Annotated in this window: 28 protein-coding genes and 1 pseudogene; 16 read left to right on the forward strand and 13 right to left on the reverse strand. The window is 64.4% G+C overall.

Annotated features, from left to right (window positions below; genetic code table 11):
* The first annotated feature begins 37 nt into the window (after positions 1 to 37).
* Both VGH41_RS08395 and VGH41_RS08400 read left to right on the forward strand, forming a co-directional pair.
* On the forward strand, positions 38 to 808 hold the full coding sequence (locus VGH41_RS08395) for a PqiC family protein (RefSeq protein WP_331596912.1): 771 nt from the start codon (positions 38 to 40) through the stop codon (positions 806 to 808).
* 338 nt (positions 809 to 1,146) lie between these two features.
* Complete coding sequence (locus VGH41_RS08400) at positions 1,147 to 2,442, forward strand: class I SAM-dependent RNA methyltransferase (RefSeq protein ID WP_331596913.1); 1,296 nt, start codon at positions 1,147 to 1,149, stop codon at positions 2,440 to 2,442.
* A gap of 130 nt (positions 2,443 to 2,572) precedes the next feature.
* Here the strand turns inward: VGH41_RS08400 and VGH41_RS08405 are convergent, their stop codons facing one another.
* On the reverse strand, positions 2,573 to 3,028 hold the full coding sequence (locus VGH41_RS08405) for an SRPBCC family protein (RefSeq protein ID WP_331596914.1): 456 nt from the start codon (positions 3,026 to 3,028) through the stop codon (positions 2,573 to 2,575).
* On the reverse strand, positions 3,021 to 3,338 hold the full coding sequence (locus VGH41_RS08410) for a metalloregulator ArsR/SmtB family transcription factor (RefSeq protein WP_331596915.1): 318 nt from the start codon (positions 3,336 to 3,338) through the stop codon (positions 3,021 to 3,023). Before VGH41_RS08410 ends, VGH41_RS08405 begins: the two co-directional genes overlap by 8 nt.
* Positions 3,339 to 3,530: 192 nt before the next feature.
* Here VGH41_RS08410 and VGH41_RS08415 point away from each other — a divergent pair, with 192 nt between their 5' ends.
* Both VGH41_RS08415 and VGH41_RS08420 read left to right on the forward strand, forming a co-directional pair.
* Complete coding sequence (locus VGH41_RS08415; RefSeq protein WP_331596916.1) at positions 3,531 to 3,917, forward strand: VOC family protein; 387 nt, start codon at positions 3,531 to 3,533, stop codon at positions 3,915 to 3,917.
* A 157-nt stretch (positions 3,918 to 4,074) separates the two neighbouring features.
* Positions 4,075 to 4,761, forward strand: coding sequence for a YafY family protein (locus VGH41_RS08420; protein ID WP_331596917.1), 687 nt, complete (start codon positions 4,075 to 4,077; stop codon positions 4,759 to 4,761).
* Between the two features lie 66 nt (positions 4,762 to 4,827).
* On the opposite strand, the gene VGH41_RS08425 is transcribed toward VGH41_RS08420, so the two are convergent.
* The 3 genes from VGH41_RS08425 to VGH41_RS08435 are packed head-to-tail and all read right to left on the reverse strand — an operon-like array spanning position 4,828 to position 7,774.
* Positions 4,828 to 6,282 carry an NAD(P)(+) transhydrogenase (Re/Si-specific) subunit beta gene (locus VGH41_RS08425; RefSeq protein WP_331596918.1) on the reverse strand — a complete coding sequence of 485 codons (1,455 nt, stop codon included), beginning with the start codon at positions 6,280 to 6,282 and terminating at the stop codon, positions 4,828 to 4,830.
* Positions 6,279 to 6,620, reverse strand: a complete 342-nt coding sequence (locus VGH41_RS08430) for an NAD(P) transhydrogenase subunit alpha (protein WP_331596919.1) — start codon at positions 6,618 to 6,620, stop codon at positions 6,279 to 6,281. The genes VGH41_RS08425 and VGH41_RS08430 overlap by 4 nt, the downstream gene beginning before the upstream one ends.
* Before the next feature lie 11 nt (positions 6,621 to 6,631).
* Positions 6,632 to 7,774 (reverse strand): Re/Si-specific NAD(P)(+) transhydrogenase subunit alpha, encoded by a 1,143-nt coding sequence (locus VGH41_RS08435; protein WP_331596920.1) that lies wholly within the window; start codon positions 7,772 to 7,774, stop codon positions 6,632 to 6,634.
* Between the two features lie 314 nt (positions 7,775 to 8,088).
* On the opposite strand from VGH41_RS08435, the gene VGH41_RS08440 reads away from it, so the two are divergent.
* The 3 genes from VGH41_RS08440 (at position 8,089) to VGH41_RS08450 (ending at position 11,560) form a co-directional block, all read left to right on the forward strand.
* Entirely contained in the window at positions 8,089 to 8,589 is a 501-nt protein-coding gene (locus VGH41_RS08440; protein ID WP_331596921.1) for an NUDIX hydrolase, read from the forward strand.
* The gene (gene mnmA, locus VGH41_RS08445; protein WP_331596922.1) at positions 8,586 to 9,731 is read left to right on the forward strand and encodes a tRNA 2-thiouridine(34) synthase MnmA; all 1,146 of its coding nucleotides are present in this window, start codon (positions 8,586 to 8,588) and stop codon (positions 9,729 to 9,731) included. The genes VGH41_RS08440 and mnmA overlap by 4 nt, the downstream gene beginning before the upstream one ends.
* Before the next feature lie 218 nt (positions 9,732 to 9,949).
* The gene (locus VGH41_RS08450; protein WP_331596923.1) at positions 9,950 to 11,560 is read left to right on the forward strand and encodes an FMN-binding glutamate synthase family protein; all 1,611 of its coding nucleotides are present in this window, start codon (positions 9,950 to 9,952) and stop codon (positions 11,558 to 11,560) included.
* 118 nt (positions 11,561 to 11,678) lie between these two features.
* On the opposite strand, the gene VGH41_RS08455 is transcribed toward VGH41_RS08450, so the two are convergent.
* Positions 11,679 to 12,293 carry a glutathione S-transferase C-terminal domain-containing protein gene (locus tag VGH41_RS08455; protein WP_331596924.1) on the reverse strand — a complete coding sequence of 205 codons (615 nt, stop codon included), beginning with the start codon at positions 12,291 to 12,293 and terminating at the stop codon, positions 11,679 to 11,681.
* Between the two features lie 219 nt (positions 12,294 to 12,512).
* Here VGH41_RS08455 and VGH41_RS08460 point away from each other — a divergent pair, with 219 nt between their 5' ends.
* From VGH41_RS08460 to purH, 5 genes are all read left to right on the forward strand, one after another.
* A complete protein-coding gene (locus tag VGH41_RS08460; protein ID WP_331596925.1) occupies positions 12,513 to 13,925 on the forward strand; it encodes an aminopeptidase P N-terminal domain-containing protein in 1,413 nt (470 codons plus the stop codon).
* Positions 13,926 to 13,945: 20 nt separating this feature from the next.
* Positions 13,946 to 15,163 carry a UbiH/UbiF/VisC/COQ6 family ubiquinone biosynthesis hydroxylase gene (locus VGH41_RS08465; RefSeq protein ID WP_331596926.1) on the forward strand — a complete coding sequence of 406 codons (1,218 nt, stop codon included), beginning with the start codon at positions 13,946 to 13,948 and terminating at the stop codon, positions 15,161 to 15,163.
* Positions 15,164 to 15,398: 235 nt separating this feature from the next.
* On the forward strand, positions 15,399 to 16,463 hold the full coding sequence (dusB, locus tag VGH41_RS08470) for a tRNA dihydrouridine synthase DusB (protein ID WP_331596927.1): 1,065 nt from the start codon (positions 15,399 to 15,401) through the stop codon (positions 16,461 to 16,463).
* Positions 16,460 to 16,693, forward strand: a complete 234-nt coding sequence (locus tag VGH41_RS08475) for a Fis family transcriptional regulator (RefSeq protein ID WP_008919619.1) — start codon at positions 16,460 to 16,462, stop codon at positions 16,691 to 16,693. Before dusB ends, VGH41_RS08475 begins: the two co-directional genes overlap by 4 nt.
* 55 nt (positions 16,694 to 16,748) lie before the next feature.
* A complete protein-coding gene (gene purH / locus VGH41_RS08480; protein ID WP_331596929.1) occupies positions 16,749 to 18,314 on the forward strand; it encodes a bifunctional phosphoribosylaminoimidazolecarboxamide formyltransferase/IMP cyclohydrolase in 1,566 nt (521 codons plus the stop codon).
* Between the two features lie 156 nt (positions 18,315 to 18,470).
* On the opposite strand, the gene VGH41_RS08485 is transcribed toward purH, so the two are convergent.
* Complete coding sequence (locus VGH41_RS08485) at positions 18,471 to 18,710, reverse strand: hypothetical protein (protein WP_331596931.1); 240 nt, start codon at positions 18,708 to 18,710, stop codon at positions 18,471 to 18,473.
* 124 nt (positions 18,711 to 18,834) lie between these two features.
* On the opposite strand from VGH41_RS08485, the gene ruvC reads away from it, so the two are divergent.
* The 3 genes from ruvC (at position 18,835) to ruvB (ending at position 21,322) form a co-directional block, all read left to right on the forward strand.
* Positions 18,835 to 19,377: a crossover junction endodeoxyribonuclease RuvC gene (ruvC, locus tag VGH41_RS08490; RefSeq protein WP_331596932.1), complete on the forward strand. Its 543-nt coding sequence runs from the start codon at positions 18,835 to 18,837 to the stop codon at positions 19,375 to 19,377.
* Between the two features lie 71 nt (positions 19,378 to 19,448).
* Entirely contained in the window at positions 19,449 to 20,030 is a 582-nt protein-coding gene (ruvA, locus tag VGH41_RS08495) for a Holliday junction branch migration protein RuvA (RefSeq protein WP_331596933.1), read from the forward strand.
* A gap of 227 nt (positions 20,031 to 20,257) precedes the next feature.
* The gene (ruvB, locus tag VGH41_RS08500; RefSeq protein WP_331596934.1) at positions 20,258 to 21,322 is read left to right on the forward strand and encodes a Holliday junction branch migration DNA helicase RuvB; all 1,065 of its coding nucleotides are present in this window, start codon (positions 20,258 to 20,260) and stop codon (positions 21,320 to 21,322) included.
* 60 nt (positions 21,323 to 21,382) lie between these two features.
* On the opposite strand, the gene VGH41_RS08505 is transcribed toward ruvB, so the two are convergent.
* The 3 genes from VGH41_RS08505 to tyrS all read right to left on the reverse strand — a co-directional run bounded on the left by VGH41_RS08505 (position 21,383) and on the right by tyrS (position 23,887).
* Positions 21,383 to 22,054 (reverse strand): histidine phosphatase family protein, encoded by a 672-nt coding sequence (locus VGH41_RS08505; RefSeq protein WP_331596935.1) that lies wholly within the window; start codon positions 22,052 to 22,054, stop codon positions 21,383 to 21,385.
* Positions 22,055 to 22,170: 116 nt separating this feature from the next.
* The gene (gene dtd, locus VGH41_RS08510; protein WP_331596936.1) at positions 22,171 to 22,629 is read right to left on the reverse strand and encodes a D-aminoacyl-tRNA deacylase; all 459 of its coding nucleotides are present in this window, start codon (positions 22,627 to 22,629) and stop codon (positions 22,171 to 22,173) included.
* A 13-nt stretch (positions 22,630 to 22,642) separates the two neighbouring features.
* Entirely contained in the window at positions 22,643 to 23,887 is a 1,245-nt protein-coding gene (tyrS, locus tag VGH41_RS08515) for a tyrosine--tRNA ligase (protein ID WP_331596937.1), read from the reverse strand.
* A 222-nt stretch (positions 23,888 to 24,109) separates the two neighbouring features.
* Between tyrS and VGH41_RS08520 the strand changes: the two genes are divergently transcribed.
* On the forward strand, positions 24,110 to 25,243 hold the full coding sequence (locus tag VGH41_RS08520) for an anhydro-N-acetylmuramic acid kinase (protein WP_331596939.1): 1,134 nt from the start codon (positions 24,110 to 24,112) through the stop codon (positions 25,241 to 25,243).
* Between the two features lie 127 nt (positions 25,244 to 25,370).
* Here VGH41_RS08520 and erpA read toward each other — a convergent pair whose 3' ends face one another.
* The 3 genes and pseudogenes from erpA to VGH41_RS08535 form a co-directional block, all read right to left on the reverse strand.
* On the reverse strand, positions 25,371 to 25,736 hold the full coding sequence (erpA, locus tag VGH41_RS08525; RefSeq protein WP_331596940.1) for an iron-sulfur cluster insertion protein ErpA: 366 nt from the start codon (positions 25,734 to 25,736) through the stop codon (positions 25,371 to 25,373).
* 307 nt (positions 25,737 to 26,043) lie between these two features.
* The gene (gene rpsI / locus VGH41_RS08530) at positions 26,044 to 26,436 is read right to left on the reverse strand and encodes a 30S ribosomal protein S9 (RefSeq protein WP_117335899.1); all 393 of its coding nucleotides are present in this window, start codon (positions 26,434 to 26,436) and stop codon (positions 26,044 to 26,046) included.
* Between the two features lie 11 nt (positions 26,437 to 26,447).
* Positions 26,448 to 26,530 (reverse strand): annotated as a pseudogene (locus VGH41_RS08535) (50S ribosomal protein L13); the annotation flags it as partial.

Raw genomic sequence — 26,530 nt, forward strand, 5'->3', positions numbered from 1 at the left:
CGGAATCGCTGTTGCGCGGAAAACCAGGAGATAAACCATGATGTTTGCCCGGCTCCCCCGTCCGCTGCGCGGGCTTGCCAGCACCGCCGCGCGTTCTGCTGCGCTGGCCGGTGCATGTGCCGGACTGCTGGCCGTCGCGGCCTGCTCGTCGCCGTCGAGCCGCTTCTATACCCTCGGCGGCGAAGCCGCTCCGGCCACTGCGAGTACCGCTGCCGCTCCGGCGCTGCTGATCGAAGTGCCGCCGGTGGATGTGCCCTCCCAGGTCGCAAAAAATCAGCTCGTCGTGCAGACGGGCCCGACCCAGGTGCAGGTGCTCGAACTGGAACGCTGGGCCTCGTTGCCGGGTGACGAAATCCGCCGCGCGTTGTCGAGCGACCTCACGCAAGAGCTGGGCACGATCGACGTGTACGGCAACGCCTATCCGGAAGGCACGCCCGTGTACCGCGTCAGCGTCAATGTGCAGCGCTTCGAGTCCTGGCCCGGCTCGCATGCCTTGATCGACGCCGTCTGGAGCGTGCGCGCCGTGGGCAGCCAGACCGTCATGACGTGCCGCAGCATCGTGAATCAGCCGGTGACGGGCAGCTACGATCAACTGGTGGACGGCCATCGTCAGGCAGTGCAACAGATCTCGTTGCAAATCGCCGCCGGCATCAAGGCCATGGCCGCTGCGCCACAAGTGCGCACCGCTGCCCCGGCGCGGAACGCGTCCGGCGCCTCCGCTCGGATGGCGCCCGCCTCGGTGCCCTGCCCGCTGCCGTCCGGAGCGAATGCCGCGCTCGGCGGCGTCGCTGCAGCCTCCCTCGACTGAGTCTTCGACATGGCGGCGGGCGGCGCAGATTGCCCGTCCGCCGGCCATGAATCAGCAGCCACGTTGCGTGGGTGTTCCGCGTGGCCGTTCTGAAATGTCGCAGCCCGCTCTGCACTCGCCTTTCGCAGGACCGCGCGTTTGCGCGATCTGCGGCGCGCAACGCCGTGCACTTGCTGCGTAACGCCATCCGTCGCCCTGGGTTCCGGCGGCAAATGAATCTGGCGTGGCCGACAGGCGGCTCAGCACGCGAAGGGCATTGGCCACATTGCGGGGCTCGCCTGAGCCCGCATCCCGACCGCGTACAATAGCGCCTTATTCAACGCCTCCCGGCAACCTCAATGTCCTTCGATTTCTTCATCCCCTGCCCACGAGGCCTGGAAGCGTCGCTCGCGGCCGAACTCGCCGAAATTGCCGCGCGCCATCTGAACGGCGCGCCGTTTACCGCCGGCGCACAGGTTCCGGGCGGCGTGCATTTCCGTGGGGGCTGGGCCGCCGGCATGGCGGCCAACCTGCATTCGCGCATCGCCAGCCGCGTGCTGTTGAAAATCGCACACCGGCCGTATCGCAGCGAACAGGACATCTACGCCCTCGCGCTCGAACAGCGCTGGGAACAATGGTTCTCGGCACACGAAACGCTACGTGTCGATGTCACCGCGATCAAATCGCCGCTGCGCAGCCTGGAATTCGCGACGCTGCGTGTGAAGGACGCCATCTGCGACCGTCTGCGCGAAAAGAGCGGCGCGCGTCCGAATATCGACACCGCCGCGCCGGACGTGCGTGTATTCGCCTTCCTGACCGCCACCGATTGCACGCTATACCTAGACACCTCGGGCGAGCCGCTTTTCAAGCGCGGCTGGCGTCTCGACAAGGGCGCGGCGCCGCTGCGCGAAAACCTCGCGGCCGGCATTCTGCGCCTGACCGGCTGGAGCGCCGGCACGCCGCTGTACGATCCGATGTGCGGCAGCGGCACCTTTCTCGCCGAAGCCGCGCAGGTCGCGCTGAATATTGCGCCGGGTGCCGAGCGCCGCTTCGGGTTCGAGAAGCTCAAGCAGTTCGACGCAAAAACCTGGCAAACGCTGAAGTCCGCCGCAGTGGATGCGAAGCACGCCGCGCGTACCTCGCGAGCCGATCTGCAGATCTTCGGTAGCGATATTTCGGGCGACATGCTGATCAAGGCACGCGCCAACTTCGAGCGTGCCGGTTTGCCCTCCCTCTCGCTCAAGCAGGTGGACGCGCGCGGTATGACGCCGCCGTCGACGCAGCCGGGCATCCTCGTCGCCAATCCGCCCTACGGCGAACGTATCGAAGTGCGGGGCCGCAATGCGCGCGGCGAGATCCGCAATCCCGGCCGCGAAAGTCGCGAGAGCCGCGATGACGACAGCTTCCGCCGCGCCAACGAGGAAGCGCCGGACAGCGAGTTCTTCCAGTCGCTCGGCGACGCGCTGAAGCAACGCTTCACCGGCTGGCACGCGTTCATCCTGACGTCGGATCGCAAGCTACCGGGTCAGTTGCGTCTGCGTGAATCGACCAAAACGCCGTTGTTCAATGGCGCACTCGAATGCCGTCTGTTCCGCTTCGACCTGATTGCCGGCAGCGTCCGGCAACGGCCGGCCAACGATACGCCGGCAGCCTGAGCCGTATCGGTTAGCACATCACGCGCGAAATTCGCGTCAATCGAGAGGCCGCGGACGTCACGTCCGCGGCCTCTTTGCATTGACGCGCAAGACGGCGCGCGGCGTGTCTCACACGCGCAATACAGCACGTTCACACCTTCTGTTCCAGCACGACCTTGCCGGTCTCGAGCAGCGACTTGAGGTTCGACAGGATGCGCGGCCAGCCACCGGACACGGCCCCGATGAACTTCGACTCGGCAACGTCGATCACGTGTGTGACGGTTAGCTTCACCGCCTCGTCGAGTTGCTCGAGTTCCATCGTGCAGCGCGAATAACCTTCTTCTTTCATCTCCGGTCTGAACTCGTTGCGCCACTTCAGGACGAGGCGCTTCGGCGGATCGGCTTCGACCACTTCACCGGCGTCGGCGACGCGGCCATCCGGAAACATCAGTTGCCACGACGAACCGGTCTTCCAGTCTGTCTCGTGATGCATGCCGAACCAGTACTGCCGGGTGAATTCCGGGCTCGTGAGCGCCGTCCACAGTTTCTCGGGCGTGGTACGGATAAAGGTGACGTAAACGAAAGTGCTAGCGGTCGAGCTAGTCATGATCATCTCCTTCCAGCGTCTTCTTCAGGTCCGCGAGCGCGGCAAGGCGGGTGCGCTCGAACTTGCCGATCCAGCGGTCGGCGATTTCGTGGATCGGCACAGGATTCAGGTAGTGCAACTTCTCGCGCCCACGCCAAACCGTTGCGACCAGATTGGCCGCCTCCAGCAGCGCCAGATGCTTGCTGACCGCCTGGCGGCTCATGGCCAGCCCCTCGCACAATTCGCCGAGCGTCTGCCCGTTACGGGCGTGCAGCAGGTCGAGCAGCTGGCGGCGGGTGGGATCGGCAAGAGCCTTGAATACGGTGTCCATGCAGGTGGCGTCGTGGTGTGGTTCATTATGCAACCTTTTTGTTGCATGTCAAGCTCGTTCGGAGCAGACTTCGTACTGACCTTGTGCAACCAGCAAGGCTACTGACAGAACGGTGTCAGTAACCCGGCCGCACACTCCTCATCACGCCAACCGGCGCATCGCAAGGCTCACCGCCACTCTCAGGAGACTGTCATGTCCGCAGCAGCATCCCACGTGATTGCCTGGTTTGAAATTCCGTCGTCCGACTTCGAGCGCGCCGCCCGATTTTATGAAACGGCGCTCGACACCACGCTGCGGCGTGAGGAGTTCGGCGGCCAGCCCATGGGCATCTTCCAGTACGAAGAGCCCGCCACCGGCGGCTGCATCGTTCATAGCCCCACGGCCAAGCCGTCCACCGACGGCGTGCTCGTCTATCTGAACGCCACGCCGACGGTCGATGCCGCGCTGGCCCGTGTCGAACGCGCCGGCGGCAAGGTGCAAGGGCCGGTGATCCAGTTGCCGCAGGAAATGGGTTACATCGGGTTCTTCACGGACACCGAAGGCAACCGGATCGGGCTTCATTCGCTGACTAACGGTTGATGGGGTTGAGCGAGTCGATCGACGGCTCAACCACGCGGCCGATGCAACGGCCGCCCTCGCTGCGAGTCCAGCCACGACGCCTCACTCCGTCGCCGGTGAGCGTAGGCGGCGCTATCATCGCGGGATCGTTCCCGCCCTTTCCTCCAGAACGCCCACGATGACGCGCCGCGCCGACCGCCTGTTCCAGATTGCCGAACTGCTTCGCGGGCGGCGCCTGACTACCGCACAGCAGCTCGCCGACTGGCTGCATATCTCGCCCCGCACGGTCTATCGTGACGTGCGCGATCTGCAATTGTCAGGTGTACCGATCGAGGGCGAAGCGGGTATCGGCTACCGGCTGAGCCGCTCGGCGAGCCTGCCGCCGCTGACGTTTACCGTCGACGAACTCGCCGCGCTCGCTGCCGGCGCTCGCATGCTCGAAACGTGGGGCGGCGCGAGTTTCGCCAAGGGCGCGCGCGGCGCGCTGGCGAAGATCGCCTCCGCGATGCCCGCCGACAAACGCGCCACGCTTGAACGACTGCCGATCTTCGCGCCGTCGTTTCACATCAAGGGAGAATTTGCCGAGAAGGTCGACGCGTTGCATCTGGCCATTGACGGCAAGCAAACCGTGAGTTTCGCCTACTGCGACCGCAACGGCGCGCACACGGCGCGGCGCGTGTGGCCGTTGGGACTGGTGTATTGGGGCGCGCGCTGGACCATCGGCGCGTGGTGTGAACTGCGTGACGACTTCCGCAATTTCGACGTCGAACAGATTCGCGACCTGCAACTGCTCGAGCCGTTTCCCGATATGGAAGGCCGACGGCTCGCGGATTATTTGCGGCACGTCGAGGTGAAACAGCGCTGATCGCGCGCCGCGGTTCACGGCCCTTTGCGGAGCCGCGAACCATGCCGCCTGTTACTCAGCGCCTGCTCACTCGACCGACTTCACCATGTCTTCGATCACCTTCTTCGCATCGCCGAAGACCATCATGGTCTTGTCCATGTAGAAGAGATCGTTGTCGAGACCCGCGTAGCCGGCTGCCATCGAACGCTTGTTGACGATCACGGTGCGCGCCTTGTATGCCTCGATGATCGGCATGCCGGCAATCGGCGATTTCGGGTCGTTCTTGGCCGCCGGATTCACCACGTCGTTCGCGCCGAGCACCAGCACGACGTCGACCTGGCCGAACTCGCTGTTGATGTCCTCCATCTCGTAGACGATGTCGTAGGACACTTCGGCTTCGGCCAGCAGCACGTTCATGTGCCCAGGCATGCGGCCCGCCACCGGGTGGATCGCGTAGCGAACGTCGATCCCTTTCTCCGTCAGCTTGTCGGTGAGTTCCTTCAGCGCATGCTGCGCCCGCGCCACGGCAAGCCCGTAACCCGGCACGATCACCACGGATTCGGCATTGCCCAGCATGAACGACGCATCTTCCGCCGAGCCCGACTTCACCGGCCGCTGTTCCTGCGCGCCGCCCGCAGCCGCGGTGCCCGCCTCGGCGCCGAAGCCGCCCAGCAGCACGTTGAAGAACGAGCGGTTCATCGCATGGCACATGATGTACGACAGGATCGCACCGGACGAACCGACCAGCGAGCCCGCGATGATCAGCATCGGATTGTTCAGCGAAAAGCCGATACCCGCCGCCGCCCAGCCCGAGTACGAATTGAGCATCGACACCACGACCGGCATATCCGCGCCGCCGATCGGGATGATGATCAGCACGCCCAGCGCGAACGCGATCAGCGTCATGATGATGAACGGCAGCCACGCTTGCGTGAGAAAGAAGATCACGCCGAAACCGACCATGCCGATCGCCAGCATCAGGTTGATCAGATGCTGGCCCGGGTACACGACCGGCGCGCCCTGAAAGAGCCGGAACTTGTACTTGCCCGACAGCTTGCCGAACGCGATCACCGAACCGGAGAAGGTGATGGCGCCGACGAAGGTGCCGATAAAGAGCTCGATCCGGTTGCCGTACGGCAGGAAACCGGGCACCGGATTGTCAGGGTCGACCAGTCCGAATGCCGACGGCTCCGACACCACCGCATAGGCGATACACACTGCCGCCAGACCGATCAGCGAGTGCATCGCCGCGACCAGCTCGGGCATCTTGGTCATCTCGACGCGCGCCGCGACAAACGCACCAATCGCCCCGCCGATCACCAGCGCGGCGAACAGCAAACCGAGCCCCAGTCCGAGATTCGAACCGAGACCCGCGGCCTGCTTGTAGATCAGCGCGATGGTGGTGAGAATCGCAATCGCCATCCCGGCCATGCCGAACGTGTTGCCGATGCGTGCCGTCTTCGGGTTCGACAACCCCTTGAGCGCCTGAATGAAGCAGACCGAAGCAAGGAGATAAAGCAGCGTGACGACGTTCAGGCTCATTGCTTGCCCCCTTCAATGCGCGCCTGACCGGCAGCGGACAGCTTCTTCGGCTCTTTCTTCTTGAACATTTCCAGCATTCGCCGCGTGACGAGAAAGCCGCCGAACACGTTCACTGCCGCCAGCGCGACCGCCAGCGTGCCGAAGAACTTGCCGGTGCCGCCGACGGTGAGGCCGACCGCCAGCATCGCGCCGACAATCACGATCGCCGAAATTGCGTTGGTGACGGCCATCAGCGGCGTGTGCAGCGCGGGCGTCACGTTCCAGACCACGTGGTAGCCCACGTAAATGGCCAGGATAAAGATGATCAGATTGATGACGGTATGGTTGATGACTTCCATTGCCGGTCTCCTTATGCCTTGCGCGTGACTTCACCGTCACGGGCCAGCAGCGTGGCCGCGACGATGTCGTCCGCGAGATCGATGTTGAGTGCGCCTTCCTTGTTCACGATCAGCTTCAGGAAGTCGAGCAGATTGCGGGCGTAGAGCGAGGACGCGTCGGCGGGGACCATCGACGCCAGATTCGTGAAGCCGACAATCTGCACGCCGTGCTTCGTCACGATCTGGTCGGGTTCGGTCAGCGGACAGTTGCCGCCGCGCCGGCCTTCGTACTCCGGGCCGCGCCCGGCGGCCAGATCGATCACCACGGAACCGGGTTTCATGGCCTGCACGGTTTCGACGGACAGCAGCGTCGGCGCCGGACGGCCCGGAATCAGCGCGGTCGAAATCACGATGTCGGCCTGTTTGGCACGTTCGTGGACCAGCGCCGACTGGCGTGTGAGCCAGGAAGGCGGCATGGGCCGCGCATAGCCGCCGACGCCTTGCGCGGCTTCGCGCTCTTCGTCGGTTTCGTACGGCACGTCGAGGAATTTGGCGCCGAGCGACTCGATCTGCTCCTTCACCGCCGGCCGCACGTCCGATGCTTCGATCACGGCACCGAGGCGCTTGCCGGTCGCAATCGCCTGCAAGCCCGCCACGCCCGCGCCCAGAATCAGCACGCGCGCCGCCTTCACGGTGCCGGCCGCGGTCATCAGCATCGGCATGAAGCGCGGGTAGAGATCGGCTGCGAGCAGCACGGCCTTGTAGCCTGCAATGTTGGCTTGCGACGACAGCACGTCGAGGCTCTGCGCACGCGTGGTGCGCGGCGCGGCCTCCAGCGCAAAGGCGGTGACGCCGGCGGCGGCGAGCTTCGCCGCGTTGTCGGCGTTGAAAGGATCGAGCATGCCGATCAGCACCGCACCGCGTTTGAGCAACGGCAGTTCGGCATCGGTGGGGGACTGGACCTTGAAGACGAGTTCAGCACCCAACGCAGCCGCCGCGTCGGCGATCTCCGCGCCGACCGCGCTGAACGCGTCGTCGGGGAAGCTGGCGCCGGTGCCGGCGCCACTCTGGATCGTGACCCGGTGGCCCTGCGATACGTATTTCTTCACCGTCTCGGGGGTGGCGGCAACGCGTGATTCGTGCGCTCGCGTCTCGGCTGGCACTCCGATGTGCATCGTTGAATCCTCCTCGACCTTCCTGTTGTTACGACAGAGTTGCCGACGAGGCACGCCGGCTGGCAATTGCATCGGCTACCACGCCACTTTACCCGATACCGAGGGCCGTGCCGAAATAGGGACAATCCGGGGGGCATGCCGCTTGCTCACCGGCTGCCGCCCGCTACTCGCCTGCTACTCGCCCGTTACTCGCCCGCGACGCGCCCGTTACTCGCCTGCGACGCGCCTTCCACTCGCCTGCGACGCGCCGGTCGCCGCCCAGGACCGGCCCGCTTCCGGGCAGCCGCGCGTCATAAACGGTAAAATGCCGTCCCATGAATCCGGAAACCTGGGCTGCGCACGTCACCGTGGCGGCCATCGTCGAACGCAGCGGACGCTTTCTCCTCGTCGAGGAGCACACGGACGACGGGCTGCGCCTCAATCAGCCGGCCGGCCATCTGGAAGCGGGCGAAACGCTCGCCGAGGCGGTCGTACGCGAGACGCTCGAAGAAACCGCGCATCCGTTTACTCCCGAGGCGCTGGTCGGTGTGTACATGACCCATTTCGAGCGGCCGGCCGCTGCAGGCGTCACGTATCTGCGTTTTACCTATTGCGGCAGCAGCGGTGAAGCGGACGCGCAGCGCGCGCTCGACCCCGATATCGTCCGCACGCTGTGGATGAGCGCCGAGGAATTGCGTGCGTGCCCCGAGCGGCATCGCACGCCGCTCGTGATGCGCTGTATCGACGATTACCTCGCAGGCCGGCGTTTCCCGCTCGACTTCGTGCATACGCATTCGGTCGGGCCCACCCGATCAAGCAAGTCAGGCAACCCATGAGCAAGCAGAAAGTCGTAGTAGGCATGTCGGGCGGCGTCGATTCGTCGGTCACCGCATGGCTGCTCAAAGAGCAAGGTTACGACGTCGTCGGCCTCTTCATGAAGAACTGGGAGGACGACGACGACGGCGAGTACTGTTCGACACGGCAGGACTGGATCGATGTCGTTTCGGTGGCCGATCTGATCGGCATCGACGTCGAGGCGGTCAACTTCGCCGCCGAATACAAGGACCGCGTGTTCGCCGAATTCCTGCGCGAATACTCGGCCGGCCGCACGCCGAATCCGGATGTGCTGTGCAATGCCGAAATCAAGTTCAAGGCCTTCCTCGACCACGCGATGTCGCTCGGCGCCGAGACCATTGCGACTGGCCACTACGCCCGCGTGCGCGAAGTCGACGGCCGCTTCGAACTGCTGAAGGCGTTCGACCATACAAAGGACCAGTCGTACTTCCTGCATCGTCTGAATCAGGCGCAGTTGTCGAAGACCATGTTTCCACTCGGCGAGATCCCCAAGACGAAAGTGCGGGAAATCGCCGAACAGATCGGCCTGCCGAATGCGAAGAAGAAGGATTCGACCGGCATCTGCTTTATCGGCGAGCGGCCATTCCGCGATTTTCTGAACCGCTACCTGCCCACCAGACCGGGCCCCATGAAGACGCCGGACGGCACGCTGGTCGGCGAGCATATCGGCCTCGCGTTCTATACCTTCGGGCAGCGCAAAGGCATTGGCCTTGGCGGCAGCAAGGAAGGCAGCGGCGAGCCGTGGTTCGTGGCCGGCAAGGATATGGCGTCGAACACGTTGTACGTGGCGCAGGGTCACGACCACCCCTGGCTGCTGAGCCATCGGCTGAGCGCCGGCAATACCAGCTGGGTGGCCGGCCATCCGCCTGCGGAAGGCTTCGCGTGCGGCGCGAAAACGCGCTATCGCCAGGCGGACGCGGCCTGCGCTTTCAGCGTGTCCGGCGAAGCCAACGACCACTTCGCGCTCACCTTCGACGACGCGCAATGGGCTGTCACACCGGGGCAATCAGCCGTGCTCTACGATGGCGACATTTGCCTCGGCGGCGGCATCATCGACCACGCGGCCACCGCCCAACCGCGTACCCGGCAGCCGCAAAGCGCGGCCCTGCTGGCTGCCCGCTAAGCGCTTCGGCCAGGTCCCACTTGAATCGCACCCGCCGCTTCGCCCTGAGTTTCAGTTCGCAGCGGCGGCGTGGCGACACGCTTGTGCAGTACGTTTCACCTTCATAACAGCAGTCACTCATAACACCTCGCAGCGGATCCCGCCTGCGCCAAAAACGTGGCGGTCCCTCAGCGAGCAGACAAACACAGCGCTTAATCGCGCTCTGCCCGGGAGTCCCCATGTTTTCTCGACGTTATCTGGCCATGTGGTGTGCGCTCGCGCTCTTTGCCGCCTGCGCGGCGCTGGCCGTGACGCATCACCTGTCGTGGTTCTGGAGCATCGTGCCGGTTCTGCTGGTCGCGCTCGGTCTGTTCGATCTGAATCAGGAACGTCATGCGATCCTGCGCAACTATCCGTTGTGGGGCCACTTGCGGTTCATGTTCGAATTCATCCGGCCGGAGATCCGCCAGTATTTTGTCGAAGGCGACACGGACGAAAAGCCGTTCTCGCGCGCCCAGCGCAGCATCGTCTATCAGCGCGCGAAGAACGACGTCGACAGCCGCCCGTACGGCACCGAGCTCGACGTGAAAGCCACCGCGCACGAATGGATCAGCCACTCGCTTGCGCCGACCACGCTCGACGGCCACGACTTCCGCGTGGTCGTGGGACCGGACCGCAAACAGCCGTATTCGATGTCGATTTTCAACGTGTCGGCCATGAGCTTCGGCTCGCTGTCGGCGAATGCCATCATGGCGCTCAATCTCGGCGCGAAGAAAGGCAACTTCGCGCACGACACCGGCGAAGGCTCGATGTCGAAATATCACCGCGAGCATGGCGGCGATATCATCTGGGAAATTGCTTCCGGTTACTTCGGCTGCCGCAATGACGACGGCACCTTCAACGCCGACAAGTTCGCCAAACAGGCGAACGAGCCGCAGGTGAAGATGATCGAGATCAAGCTCTCGCAAGGCGCGAAGCCTGGCCATGGCGGCGTGCTGCCGGCCGCGAAGATCACACCGGAAATCGCCGAGACGCGCGGCGTGCCGATGGGCCGCGACTGCATCTCGCCCGCTACCCACTCCGAGTTTTCCACGCCGCGCGGTCTGCTCGAATTCGTCGAACGGCTGCGCAACCTGTCGGGCGGCAAACCGACCGGCTTCAAGCTGTGCATCGGCCATCCGTGGGAATTCTTCGGCATCGCCAAGGCAATGCTGGAAACAGGCATCCTGCCGGACTTCATCGTCGTGGATGGCGCGGAAGGCGGCACCGGCGCGGCACCGCTCGAATTCACCGATCACGTCGGCGTGCCGCTGCAGGAAGGACTGCTGCTGGTGCACAACACGCTGGTGGGCATCGGCTTGCGTCAGCGGATCCGGATTGGCGCGAGCGGCAAGATGATCACCGCATTCGACATCACCCGGACGCTCGCGATTGGCGCCGACTGGGTCAACTCCGCGCGCGGCTTCATGTTCGCGGTGGGCTGCATTCAGGCGCAGACCTGCCACACGGGCCGCTGCCCGACTGGCGTCGCCACGCAAGATCCGGTGCGTCAGCGTGCGCTCGTCGTACCGGACAAGTCCGACCGCGTGTTCAACTTCCATCACAACACGCTGCACGCCCTGCAGGAAATCATTCAGGCCGCCGGGCTCAAGCATCCGGCGGAACTGCGCGCGCATCACATCGTGCGGCGGGTGTCCTCGCACGAGGTGAGCCTGATGTCGGATCTGCTGAAGTATCTGGCGCCGAACGATCTGCTCAACGGCAACTATCGCTACTCGCTGTATGAGAAATGGTGGCCGGTGGCGAGCAGCGAGTCGTTCGCGCCGAAGGTGGAACTCGCGGCAACCTGAGCTTCCTCAAGAAGCGGCCCCTTTCCAGCGGACGCGCCACGGTGATGGGGTCCGCTGTATCTCTCCACCTGTGCGCCCCCATGCGCCGCTTCAGACCCGGCGCGACACCGCGCTGCGTTTAGTTCGACGGCACCGTATCAACAAACGATTGCCGTTGCGACAGCTTCTGGAAATGCTTGTCCAGCTCCGGATACGGCTCGCGCCAGTTCAGCCCGGGCATGCGGAAATCGAGGTAGCCGAGCGCGCAGCCCAGGGCGACATCCGCGAGCGTGTAGCGATTGCCCGCGCACCACGTCTTGCTGCCGAGTCCTTGCGACATCGCCGCGAGACCGTCGTCGATCTTGCGTTGCTGGCGTGCCACCCAGGTTGCCTGACGATGCTCCGCCGGCCGTTGCGTGCCTTCGATGCGAATCAGCACCGCCGCTTCCAGGATGCCGTCCGCGAGCGCTTCCCAGCAGCGCACTTCGACGCGCTCGCGCCCGGCCTGTGGAATCAGCTTGCCCACCGGCGAGAGCGTGTCGACGTATTCGACGATCACGCGCGAGTCGAACATCGCCTCGCCGTCGTCCAGCACGAGACAGGGCACCTTGCCGATCGGGTTGAAGGTATGGATGGTGGTGTCCCGCGCCCAGACGTCCTCGAGCACGAACCTGTAGTCGATCTTCTTTTCGGCGAGCACGATCCGCGCCTTGCGGACAAAGGGGCTGCCGAGCGAACCGATGAGTTTCATCATCTCAATTGCCTTTTCTTGAATTGGGCGGAAGTATACGTTGGTTGCCGGTTTTCCAGACGACCGCGCAGCATCTTCTGGAGCAACGCCTGCGGCGCTTGTGGGCGGATTGCAACATTGCGGCTTTGGGCGCGCGGCGTCCATCCGGCCGGATGGCCAATCTGCGGCTGATCGCCGCCGGCACGCCGCAAGCGGAATTCTTTTGGGCGCTACAATCTCACGATGAACCAGCCAAACGAACCCACTCTCGCCGTCGACGTCTACCGCAAGCGCCGCGAGCGCGTGCTCGCCGCCCTGCGCACGGCAGGCGGCGGCGTCGCCATCGTGCCCACCGCGCCGGAAGTGATGCGCAACCGGGACGCCGACTATCCGTACCGGCACGACAGCTACTTTTACTACCTGACCGGCTTCACCGAGCCCGAAGCCCTGCTCGTGCTGGACGCCAGCGCCGGGCCCGACGAAGCGTCGTCGCTCCTGTTCTGCCGCGCGAAGAATAGCGAGCGCGAGATCTGGGAGGGCTTCCGCTTCGGCCCCGAGGGCGCGCGCGAGGCATTTGGCTTTGACGCTGCGTTTCCGGTCGACGAAATCGAATCCCAGATGCCGTCCATCCTCTCGGACAAGCCGGCGCTGCACTACGCGCTCGGCAGCTCGGCCGAGCTCGACGCGAAGGTGCGCGGCTGGCTCGACGCGGTGCGCGCGAAAGCCCGCAGCGGCATCGCCGCACCGGCCGTCGCGCGCGACCTGCTGCCCTTGCTCGACGACATGCGCCTCGTCAAGGACGCGCACGAACTGTCGATCATGCGCCGCGCCGGGCAGATCTCGGCCATCGCGCATCGCCGCGCCATGGCGGCGTGCCGCCCCGGCGTGCACGAGTACGAACTCGAAGCCGAACTGCTGTACACCTTCCGCAAGTACGGCGCGCAAGGTCCGGCGTACGGTTCGATCGTCGCCGCCGGTGCGAACGCCTGTGTGCTGCATTACCCCGCGGGCAACGCAATCGCGCGCGACGGCGACCTGATCCTGATCGACGCCGCCTGCGAGCTGGACGGCTACGCGTCCGACATCACCCGCACCTTCCCGGCAAGCGGCCGCTTCACGCCCGCGCAGCGCGAGCTGTACGACATCGTGCTCGCCGCGCAGCAGGCCGCCATCGACGCCACCCGCGCCGGCGCCACCTTCGACGACCCGCATCACGCGGCCGTGCGGGTGTTGTCGCAAGGACTGCTGGACACGGGCATCATCGAAAGCGGACTGTTCTCGTCCGTGGACGACGTGATCGCCGAGCGCGCCTACGCACCCTTCTATATGCACCGCACCGGCCATTGGATCGGCATGGACGTGCACGATTGCGGCGACTACAAGGAACGCGGTGCGCCACGCGACGCGCAGGGCGCGCTGCCGGCGCGCACGCTGCAGCCGTCTATGGCGCTGACCATCGAACCGGGCCTCTACATCCGTCCGGCGAACAATGTCCCGGAGCAGTACTGGAACATTGGCATTCGCATCGAGGACGACGCCGTCGTCACGCCCGATGGCTGTGAATTGCTGACCCGCGACGTACCGGTGAAGGCCGACGAAATCGAAGCGCTGATGCAGCAAGCGCGGGCTGCCGCCGCTGCTGCGCAGACAGCGTGACGCGACGGAAGCCATCACCCATGAACGATGTTTCTCAACCGGCCGGCACTGACGCGGCGCAAACCGGCGCGCCGTTCGATTTCGACGTCGCGATCGTCGGCGCCGGGCCGGTCGGACTCGCGCTGGCAGGCTGGCTGGCGCGGCGCAGTGCGACCCAGGCGCTGTCGGTTGCGCTGATTGACGCACGCACGCCAGAAGACGCACTCGCTGATCCGCGCGCCATCGCCGTCTCGCAAGGCAGCCGGATGATTCTGGAGCCGCTGCGCTGGCCGGCCGATGCCACCGCCATCCAGCGCATCCACGTGTCGCAGCGCGGGCATTTTGGCCGCACGCTGATCGATCACACCGAGCACGGCCTGCCCGCGCTCGGCTATGTGCTGCGCTACGGATCGATCGTCCATGCGCTTGCCGAAGCGGTGCGGCAGACTTCGGTGCACTGGTTCCCGTCCACCTCGGCGAACACGGCGCTTCAGGAACACGACGGCGTCACGCTGCCGATCGAAACCGCGCACGAGGCGCGCACGCTGCGCACCCGCATTCTGGTCAATGCCGAGGGCGGACTGTTCCAGGATCAGCGTGTCCGCGGCGGCGCCGGCGAAACCCGCGACTACGGGCAGACGGCGCTGGTCGGCACGGTCAGCGTGGGCTCGCCGCAAGCGCACGTCGCGTGGGAGCGTTTCACGCCGGAAGGCCCGATTGCACTGCTGCCCACTGGCGGCGCGCGCGGCGCCGACTACGCGCTGGTCTGGTGCTGCACGCCGGACGAGGCCGCGCGCCGCGCCCAGTTGCCGGACGACGCGTTCCTCGGCGAACTGGGCGCCGCGTTTGGCGACCGGATGGGCCGCTTCACCCAGATCAAAGGACGCGCGTCGTTTCCGCTCGGCCTCAATGCGGTCGATACCCTCGTCAAGGGCCGGATCGCGGCCATCGGCAATGCCGCGCAGACCCTCCATCCGGTGGCGGGACAGGGGCTCAACCTTGGCCTGCGCGACGCCCACGCGCTGGCCGACGCGCTGTCGCAGCACGGCGCCACGCCGCTCGCGCTGGCCGCGTTCGCGCAACGTCGCGCGCTCGACCGGCGTTTGACGATTAGCGCAACGGATACGCTCGCGCGTCTGTTCACGGTGGACTTCCCGCTACTCGGCACACTGCGCGGGCTCGCCCTCACCGCGCTCGAATTCGTGCCGCCGGTGAAAACCGCGCTGGCCCGCCAGATGATGTTCGGGCAGCGCCGCTGATCACGTCCTGCGCCCGCTTGCGCGCCCAACGAGCGCGTGCGTGGTGTGCAAGCAATGCGTAAGCGGTCACTTGCCGGCCAAAAGGTCTATGATCGCGGCCACTTTCATAGAAGATTTAATGGGTTACGACTGACTCAAGGCGGCTGTCGGCAAGCCGTTAACGCTAAAATAGCGGTTTTCTCTCGTATTTCGCGGCTGCCCGGATCACCTGATTTCAGGCGGCTGCGACTTTGCCATGCCCACTCTCGGCCCCCACACTCTGCGCAACAACCTGTTCGTCGCCCCCATGGCGGGCGTGACCGACCGGCCGTTCCGCCAGCTCTGCAAGCGGCTGGGCGCGGGCTACGCCGTCTCGGAGATGGTCGCGTCCAACGCACAATTGTGGAAAAGCGAGAAGACCATGCGCCGCGCCAATCACGCGGGCGAGGTCGAACCGATCGCCGTGCAGATCGCCGGCGCCGATCCGGCCATGATGGCCGAGGCGGCCTGCTATAACGTCGCCAACGGTGCGCAGATCATCGACATCAACATGGGCTGTCCGGCCAAGAAGGTGTGCAATGTCGCCGCCGGTTCTGCGCTTCTGCAAAACGAGCCGCTGGTGCAGCGCATCGTCGAGGCGGTGGTGGGCGCGGTGGGCATCGGCCCGGACGCCGTGCCTGTCACGCTGAAAATTCGCACCGGCTGGAATCGCGACAACAAGAATGCCTTGAGCGTCGCGCGTCTGGCTGAAAACGCCGGCATCTCGATGCTGACCGTGCACGGCCGCACGCGCGCCGACCTGTATCACGGCGAGGCCGAATACGAGACGATCGCCGCCGTCAAGGCGGCGGTGCGCATTCCGGTGGTCGCGAATGGCGACATTACGTCGCCGCAAAAGGCACGTGAGGTGCTGGCCGCGACCGGCGCCGACGCGATCATGATCGGCCGTGCGGCGCAAGGGCGTCCGTGGCTGTTCCGCGAAATCGAGCATTTCCTGCAAACCGGCGAGCTGTTGCCGCCGCCGCGGATCGACGAAATCCAGCAGGTCATGAACGAGCATCTGGAAGACCACTACGCCTTCTATGGCGAATTTACGGGCGTGCGCACTGCGCGCAAGCACATCGGCTGGTACACTCGCGGCCTTTCCGGCGCCAACGTGTTCCGGCATCGCATGAATACGCTGGACACGACGCGCGAACAGTTGCTCGCCGTCAACGAATTCTTCGACGCCCAAAAGGCGCTCTCCGACCGCCTCGTCTACGTGGAAGAGGATGTCAACCCGAACGGCGAGCCGGACCATACCGACCGACTAGCAGCATGAGCAAGAACAACATCGAACAATCAGTCCGCGACAGCCTGGACGTGTACTTCCAGGATCTCGACGGCTCCAATCCGCACGACGTCTACGACATGGTTATTTCGTGTGTCGAAAAACCGTTGCTCGAGGTGGTGCTCGAGCAGGCCGGCGGCAATCAGTCGCTGGCCGCCGAGTATCTCGGCATCAACCGCAATACGCTGCGCAAGAAGCTGCAACAGCACGGTTTGCTGTAGCCCATCGTCATTCTTTGCGCCCCGCCACGTCCCCTTCGGCTTTTCATTCTTCATCATGATCAAGCAAGCGCTCATCTCCGTTTCCGACAAGTCCGGCATCGTCGATTTCGCCAAATCGCTGTCGGACCTCGGCGTCAAGATCCTGTCCACCGGCGGCACCGCGAAGCTGCTCGCCGACGCGGGCCTGCCCGTCACCGAAGTGGCGGACTACACGGGCTTCCCGGAAATGCTCGACGGGCGCGTGAAAACGCTGCATCCGAAGGTGCACGGCGGCATCCTCGCGCGCCGCGACCTGCCGGAACACATGGCAGCGCTTGAAAAGCACGACATCCCGACCATCGACCTGCTGGTCGTGAACCTGTATCCGTTCGTGCAGACCGTGTCGAAGGAAGAATGCTCGCTGGAAGACGCGATCGAGAACATCGACATTGGCGGCCCCACCATGCTGCGCTCGGCCGCGAAGAATCATCGTGACGTGACGGTGGTGGTCGACCCGGCGGACTACGCGAGCGTGCTCGACGAAATGCGCGGCAACGACAACACGGTGTCGTACAAGACGAACTTCCGTCTCGCGACCAAGGTGTTCGCTCACACCGCGCAATACGACGGCGCGATCACCAACTACCTGACGAGCCTGACCGAAGAGTTGCAGCATTCGTCGCGCAACACCTACCCGGCAACGTTCAATCTGGCCTTCGACAAGGTGCAGGACCTGCGCTACGGCGAAAACCCGCATCAGAGCGCGGCGTTCTACCGCGATCTGTCGGTGCCGGCCGGCGCACTGGCGAACTACAACCAGTTGCAGGGCAAGGAACTGTCCTACAACAACATCGCCGATTCCGATGCAGCGTGGGAATGCGTGAAGACTTTCGACGTGCCGGCCTGCGTGATCGTCAAGCATGCGAACCCGTGCGGCGTGGCAGTGGCGGCGAATGCGAACGAAGCCTACGCCAAGGCGTTGCAAACCGACCCGACCTCGGCTTTCGGCGGCATCATCGCCTTCAACCGCGAAGTGGACGAAGCCGCGGCACAAGCCGTGGCCAAGCAGTTCGTCGAAGTGCTGATTGCACCTTCGTTCAGCGCGGCCGCGCGTCAGGTGTTCGAGGCGAAGAAGAATGTGCGTCTGCTGGAAATCGCACTGGGCGACGGACACAACGCGTTCGATCTGAAGCGCGTGGGCGGTGGTCTGCTGGTGCAATCGCTGGATTCGCACAACGTGCAGCCGCATGAGCTGCGCGTCGTCACGAAGCGTCATCCGACGCCGAAGGAAATGGACGACCTGCTGTTTGCATGGCGTGTCGCAAAGTACGTGAAGTCGAATGCGATTGTGTTCTGCGGCAACGGCATGACGCTCGGCGTCGGCGCGGGCCAGATGAGCCGCGTGGATTCGGCGCGTATCGCCAGCATCAAGGCACAGAACGCCGGCTTGACGCTGGCGGGTTCGGCGGTGGCCTCGGACGCATTCTTCCCGTTCCGCGACGGTCTCGACGTGGTGGTGGCAGCAGGCGCGACCTGCGTGATCCAGCCGGGCGGCTCGATGCGCGACGATGAAGTGGTCGCCGCAGCGGACGAGCACAACATCGCAATGGTGCTGACCGGCGTGCGTCACTTCCGGCATTGATCTAAGCCTGATTCAGGCTGGGTGCTGCGGCTTCTTTTGAAGCGGGTTGTGGCGCTGCGGCCTTGATGGCTTGAAGGAAAAAGACGGCCTGGCAGATTTTTCTGCCGGGCCGTTTTGGTTTTGGTTGGTGGCTTGGCGGCTTGGCGCGCGTGTTATTCAATCGTCGGGGTCTTTTTTCGCGTAACCCGCGCGGACGTCGGCGTGCGTGCTGATGTAGGTGCTCAGCCCCTGCCCCTGCTGGGCTAACCGCTTGATCTCGGCAAGGTGCTTCGGCCCGACGCTCGCGTCTGTGTACCAATACGTGACGCCTGACTTGAAGCGAACCGCGATGAAGCGGTCGCCGATTTCGTAGGCTTGAACCCCTGAGTCTCCGCTTGAATTTCGATAGCGCTCCACCTTCGCCTCTCCTCTCGGTTCCGCTGCCGGCCGCATGAATTAATTGCGGCTTCAATACTGCCGGGCATCCGCCGCGCCGCCCGTTCGTTGTAGTATCGCAGGCACTTAGTTCGTAGCGGATCTCATGAGAATTCTCGGCATCGACCCCGGCTTGCGCGTTACCGGCTTCGGCGTGATCGACCAGAGCGGTCATCAGCTTACCTATGTGGCAAGCGGTGTCATCAAGACCGCCGACGCCGATTTGCCGTCACGCCTCGGCACGATCTTCGAGGGCATATCGACGCTGATCCGCCAGCACGCCCCCGATCAATCCGCGATCGAAAAGGTATTCGTCAACGTCAACCCGCAATCGACGCTCCTGCTCGGTCAGGCGCGCGGCGCCGCAATCTGCGGGCTGGTGGCGGGCGGCGTGCCGGTGGCCGAATACACCGCGCTGCAGTTGAAGCAGGCCGTGGTGGGTTACGGCCGCGCCACCAAGGAACAGATGCAGCAGATGGTGGTGCGCCTGCTCAACCTCTCCGGCGTGCCCAGCACCGACGCCGCCGACGCCCTCGGCATGGCGATCTGCCATGCGCACGGCGGCGGCACGCTCAGCACGCTGGGTGGGATTGCGCCAGCGCTTGCCAAGAAGGGTTTGCGGGTACGACGCGGACGGCTGGTTGGGTAACACCGGCGCCGCTCGGCCCGAACCTCACCCGCTGCGCTACACTCGCCCTTTCTCTCACGATTGAACCTGCCATGATCGGTCGCATTGCCGGCGTCCTGCTGGAAAAGAACCCGCCGCACCTGCTCGTCGATTGCAACGGCGTCGGCTACGAAGTCGACGTGCCGATGAGCACGTTCTACAACCTGCCCTCGACCGGCGAACGGGTTGTCCTGCTCACCCAGATGATCGTGCGCGAAGACGCACATCTGCTGTACGGTTTCGGCACCGCACAGGAACGCGCAACCTTCCGCGAACTGCTGAAGATTAGCGGCATTGGCGCCCGTATGGCGCTCGCGGTGCTGTCCGGCATGAGCGTGCATGAACTGGCGCAGACCGTCACGATGCAGGACGCTGCGCGGCTGACCCGCGTGCCGGGCATCGGCAAGAAGACGGCGGAGCGGCTGCTCCTCGAACTGAAGGGCAAGCTCGGCGCCGACCTGGGCGCGATGGCGGGCGCGGCTTCGGCATCCGATCATGCCTCCGATATCCTGAACGCATTGCTCGCATTGGGATACTCCGAAAAAGAAGCGTTGGCGGCCGTCAAGAACGTGCCGGCGGGCACCGGTGTGTCTGAAGGGATCAAGCTCGCATTGAAGGCGCTGTCCAAGGCTTAGGCAGGGCGTTGCGCGATCCTCCTCGCGGTCGTGGCCGTGGTGCGAGCCGTGGTGCGAGCCGTGGTCCGAGCCGTGAGCCGTGGGCCGTGAACCGTGAGCCGTGAACCGTGAGCGGCGGCCAGCGGCCAGCAGCCAGCGGTAGATAGAGCTTCGCATACCACGACGCTCGGCGCACCCTGGCCGTTCGGCCGGGTTCTGTCACGAGCGGCGCGCGGTACAATGTCCGCATGATCGAAACCGACAAACTCGCCGCTGAGCGCATCATCGCCGCCACGCCCGTCTCGCCGAACGAAGAAGCGTTCGAGCGTGCACTACGCCCGCGTCAGCTTGACGAGTATGTCGGGCAGGAGAAGGTGCGCGGCCAGCTGGAAATCTTCATCGAAGCCGCCAAGCGCCGCTCGGAATCGCTCGACCACGTGTTGCTGTTCGGGCCGCCCGGCCTCGGCAAGACCACGCTGGCGCACATCATCGCGCGGGAAATGGGTGTCAATCTGCGGCAGACCTCCGGGCCGGTGCTTGAACGCGCCGGCGACCTGGCGGCGCTGCTGACCAATCTCGAAGCGAACGACGTGCTGTTCATCGACGAAATCCATCGGCTTTCGCCGGTCGTCGAGGAAATCCTGTATCCGGCGCTCGAGGACTATCAGATCGACATCATGATCGGCGAAGGGCCGGCGGCACGAAGCGTCAAGCTGGACCTGCAGCCTTTCACGCTGGTCGGCGCCACCACCCGCGCGGGCATGCTCACCAACCCGCTGCGCGACCGCTTCGGCATCGTTGCTCGGCTCGAGTTCTACAACGCCGAGGAACTGGCGCGCATCGTCACGCGTTCCGCGGCGCTGCTCAATGCGCAGATCCATCCGGACGGTGCATTTGAAATCGCCAAACGTGCCCGGGGCACGCCGCGTATCGCGAACCGGTTGTTGCGCCGGGTGCGCGACTTCGCCGAGGTCAAGGCCGACGGCAATATCACCGCGAAGGTGGCGGACGCCGCGCTGCGCATGCTCGACGTCGACGCTGTCGGCTTCGACCTGATGGACCGCAAGCTGCTGGAAGCCATCCTGCACAAGTTCGACGGCGGCCCGGTTGGTGTGGACAACCTCGCAGCGGCCATCGGTGAAGAGCGCGACACGATTGAAGACGTACTCGAACCGTATCTGATCCAGCAGGGTTTTCTGCAACGCACGCCACGCGGCCGCGTCGCCACGCTGCTGACTTACCGGCACTTCGGGCTCGCCGCGCCTGATTCGTCAAGCCCGGTGCCCGATCTGTGGGACGCGGGCGCGCCCTGAGGCCGGCAAATCGCCGCGAGAACGCCGGGCCCATGCCGTGGAGGTTCGCGGCTAAACTGCTCAAAGCCCCGGCTTGTGAATTTTACGCAGCGTGTCGTCCTCGCTCGGCGCTTCCAGATGCGACACGTCTGCCCAAGACACCACCTGCGCCTTGCCGCCGTTGAAATCCACCACGTTCACGCTCGTATTGAGCAGCGCGTAGTCGCGCGGCACATCGAGCGACAGGTCACGCGCGAACCGGTAGACGCAATCCAGCACACCGCCGTGCGCGACGCACGCAATCCGGCCGCCCGGGTGCGCCGCGACGATTGGCTCGATGGCGTCCATCACGCGGTGATAGAAAGCCCGCAGCGACTCGCCGTCCGGCGGAGCAAAGCCCGCGTCACGGGTCTGCCAGTGCTCGTATTCGTCCGGATACCGCTCGGCGATCTCATCTTTGTCGTAGCCCTGAAACGCGCCGTACAAACGTTCGCGCAAACCCTCGCGCAATTGCAGCGGCAAACCCAACGCATCGGCGATAGGTTGCGCGGTTTGTTGGGCGCGTTGCAGGTCGCTCGAATAGATCGCGTCCAGCGTCCCGCCCTGGGTGGCCTCGCCGGCAAGACGGTGTGCGAGACGCTGCGCCTGTTCGAGACCGGTGGTGGCGAGTGGAATGTCGATGTGCCCCTGGATGCGCTTGATGCGGTTCCAGTCGGTCTCGCCGTGTCGAATGAAAAGAACTTGCGTGGACATGAGAGGAATGAGGCGTCGTTAGGCAGTTGTGTCGGGTCGGTGTGTTTGCAAAAAGCGTGTTGCGATACGCACTCGCAAGAGCAGGTTTGAAGCCCTACCCGTGCGGCGCGTCGCGCTCAGGCTTGCGTCTGAAGCCAGAACGTCACGGGGCCGTCGTTGACGAGCGAAACTTGCATGTCCGCGCCGAACTCGCCCGTTTCGACGACTGGATGCTTGCCGCGTGCCGCGGCAACGAAGTAGTCGAACAGGCGCTTGCCTTCGTCGGGCGGCGCGGCCGGCGTGAAACTCGGGCGCAGGCCGCTGTTGGTGTCGGCTGCCAGCGTAAATTGCGATACCAGCAGCAGGCCGCCGGCGCGTCCTGCGCCATCGAGGTTCTGCACGGACAGATTCATTTTGCCAGCGGCATCGCTGAATACACGATAGCCCAGTACCTTCGCCAGCAAGCGGTCGGCCGCCGCCTCGGTATCGCCGCGCTCCGCGCACACCAGCGCGAGCAAGCCGGCTTCGATGGCACCCGTCACACGCTCGCCGACGCGCACTTCGGCGCGCCGCACGCGTTGAATTAGCGCGATCATGTGCGACGCGCCGTCACACCGTCAGCGTCACGCGTGCAAAACGGCGCTTGCCGACCTGCACGACATACTCGCCAGCCTCGACCTTCAGGCCCTTGTCCGATACGGTCGCACCGTCGATCTTCACGCCGCCCTGTTCGATGTTGCGCAGCGCTTCACTGGTCGAGGGCACCAGGTTCGCCTGCTTCAGCAATTGACCAATCGCGAGCGGCGCGCCCGCGAGCGTCACTGCCGGAATGTCATCCGGCACGCCGCCCTTCGCGCGGTGATTGAAGTCTTCGAGCGCGCGCTCCGCGTCCGCCTGCGAGTGGAAACGCGCGACGATTTCCTGACCGAGCAGCACCTTGAAGTCGCGTGGATTGCGGCCCGCTTCGATTTCCTTCCTGAAGCCGGCGATTTCTCCCATCGGGCGGAACGACAGGAGTTCGAAGTAACGCCACATCAGCACGTCGGAAATGCTCATCAGTTTGCCGAACATATCCGTCGGCTTTTCGCTGATGCCGATGTAGTTGTTCTTCGACTTCGACATCTTCTCGACGCCGTCGAGCCCTTCGAGCAGCGGCATGGTCAAGATGCACTGCTGCTCCTGGCCGTACTGTTTCTGCAGTTCGCGGCCCACCAGCAGGTTGAATTTCTGGTCCGTACCGCCGAGTTCCAGGTCCGCGTTGAGCGCAACCGAGTCGTAGCCCTGCATCAGCGGGTAGAGGAACTCGTGGATCGAAATGGGCACGCCGCCCTGGAAGCGCCTGGTGAAATCCTCGCGCTCGAGAATGCGCGCCACGGTGTAGCGCGACGCGAGCTTGATCATGCCGTCGGCGCCGAGCGGCATCGACCATTCGCTGTTGTAGCGGATTTCGGTCTTTTCGCGGTCCAGCACCAGCGCAGCCTGCTCGAAGTACGTCTTGGCGTTCGATTCGATCTGTTCGCGCGTGAGCGGCGGGCGCGTCGCATTGCGGCCGGACGGATCGCCGATCAGCGAGGTGAAGTCGCCGATCAGAAAAATGACCGTGTGACCGAGATCCTGCAACTGGCGCATCTTGTTCAGCACCACGGTATGGCCGATGTGGATATCCGGCGCCGTCGGGTCGAGACCGAGCTTGATACGCAGCGGCACGCCGGTGGCCGCGCTCTTCGCGAGCTTCTGGGCGAATTCTTCTTCGATCAGCAGTTCGTCGACGCCTCGTTTGGTAACGGCGAGCGCGTGACGGACTTCGTCGGTGATCGGGAAGGCGGGACTGGGCTGGGTGGACTCGGTGCTCATGCTGGAAACGTGAAGTCGCAAAAAGAGAGATTGTCCCATAGATGGGCGCCGACGCGCCCGCTGCGTCCGCCGTCGCTGCCGGCGTGCCCCATAAAGCGTGAAAATGCGGCCTGTTCTGCCCCCAAGCCCGATGCCAGTGAGACGCCGCCACGTTCACAGGCCGCGCTTACGCTGCTAACCTGCTAACACGGTTCACAACGAACGACTGACAGGAGCAGCAACGTGGCGCAAGACACCACTGCGGACGGCGTCTATTTCGGATTGATGTCCGGTACCAGCATGGACGGCGTGGACGGCATTGCCGTCGAATTCGCCAAGGGTAAGCAGCCGGTCGTGCTCGCCGAGGGATTTGTCGACTTTTCCGAGGGGCTGCGGGAGGCGCTGTTCGCCCTGCAGCACCCGGGCGAAAACGAAATCGAGCGCGAGGCGCTGGCGGCCAATGCGCTCGCTACGCGCTATACCGTCTGTTGCCACGAACTGCTGCGCGGCGGCAATCTGTCCGCGGCTGACGTGCGGGCCATCGGCGTGCACGGTCAGACGGTGCGGCATCGGCCGGAAAAGGGTTATACGCGGCAGATCAACAATCCGGCGCTGCTGGCCGAGATGATGCACATCGACGTGATCGCCGATTTCCGCAGCCGCGATGTCGCAGCCGGCGGTCAGGGCGCACCGTTAGTGCCGGCCTTCCACGCGACCCTGTTCGGCGCGAAAGGCGAAACGCGCGTCGTCTGCAATCTGGGCGGCATCAGCAACATCACGATTCTGAACGCGGCGGGCAGCGTGCGCGGCTTCGACTGCGGCCCCGCCAACGCGTTACTCGACGAGTGGGCGCAGCGCCACCTGGGCAAGCCGTACGACCAGAACGGACACTTCGCGGCCGAAGGACAGGTGCATCGTCCGCTGCTGAATGCCTTGTTCGACGAGCCGTTTTTCGCGGAGCAACCGCCCAAGAGCACCGGTCGCGATCTGTTCAACCCGGCATGGCTCGACGCGAAGCTGCAGCCGTTCGCAGGCCTGTCGCCCGCCGATGTGCAGGCGACGCTGGTTGCGCTCACCGCTGTCACGATCGCACGTGAGATCGAGCGGCATGCGTCCGACGCGCGTGCGGTGTACGTGTGCGGCGGGGGTGCGCGCAATCCGGTGCTGATGGCGGCGATTCAGGCCGCGCTCGAGGAAAGCGGCGTGCGCGGCGTCCCGGTGCTTACAACGCAAGCGCTGGGCGTGCCGCCCCATCAGGTCGAGGCATTGGCGTTCGCGTGGCTGGCAATGCGCTGCGTGGCCCGCGAGCCCGGCAATCTGGCGGCCGTGACGGGTGCAGCCGGAGAACGCGTGCTGGGCGCGATTTATCCACGCTGAGCCGCGTCAACTGAGCTGGCCGACTGAGTTGGCCGACTGAGCCAAACTCATCTTGCGGTGGGGAGCCGCACATAAAAAACGGGGCCGAGGCCCCGTTTTCCTTACCGCTCAACCTTTCGATCGATCATCAGACCGAGAACGACGAGCCGCAACCGCAGGTGGTCGTGGCATTCGGATTCTTGATCACGAACTGCGCGCCGTTGATGTCGTCCTTGTAGTCGATCTCAGCGCCCACCAGATACTGGTAGCTCATCGAATCGATCAGCAGCTGGACGCCGCTCTTGTTCATCACGGTGTCGTCTTCGTTGACCGCTTCGTCGAAGGTAAAACCATATTGAAAGCCCGAGCAGCCGCCGCCCTGCACGAATACGCGCAGCTTCAGCTCCGGGTTGCCTTCTTCGTCGATCAGCTGCTTGACCTTGTCAGCCGCTGCTTCGGTGAAAACGAAGGGGCTAGGCATCTCGGTCACGGGGGTGTCGGTGACTGCGTTCATTCGAACTCTCCAAAAAAGCTTCTAACCGCTATTGTAGGGCTGATCTCAATATCGTGCTGAAGCCCACAAAATCAATGGGTTCTTCCATGCCAGCCATGCTTGAGACGGCCGTGCCGGCCTATCGTGCGACCCTCCCGGCAATAGGGGGAATGCCGCTTGAGCCAGGCGCGCTTCAACCCAACCCGCCCTGGCATGGCGCCAGCTCGATGCGTCAGCATGGCGCGGTCCAATGAAAAAAGCCGCCAACGCATATGCGCCAGCGGCTTTTGCAGCGGCCTGACCCGAAGGCCAGAGCACACCGAAGCGATTAACGCTTCGAGAATTGCTTCCTGCGACGTGCCTTGTGGAAGCCGACCTTCTTACGTTCGACTTCACGCGCATCACGCGTCACGAAGCCGGCCTTCGACAGTTCCGGCTTCAGCGTTGCGTCATAGTCCATCAGAGCGCGGGTGATGCCGTGGCGAACCGCACCGGCTTGACCCGTCTCACCGCCACCCGACACGTTGACCTTGATGTCGAACGTGACGCCGTGGTTCGTGAGTTCCAGCGGCTGACGCACGATCATCAGCGACGTTTCACGCGAGAAGTAATCCGCGATGGGCTTGCCGTTGACAACGATGTCGCCCTTGCCTGCCTTGATGAACACACGTGCGACGGCGCTCTTGCGGCGGCCCGTGCCGTAATTCCAGTTACCGATCATGTGGGCTCCCCTTAGATCTCGAGCGCTTTCGGCTGTTGCGCCGAATGCGGATGCGTTGCTTCAGCGTAGACCTTCAGCTTCTTGATCATCGCGT

It is taken from the genome of Paraburkholderia sp. (assembly GCF_036488795.1).
Classification (GTDB): Bacteria; Pseudomonadota; Gammaproteobacteria; order Burkholderiales; family Burkholderiaceae; genus Paraburkholderia.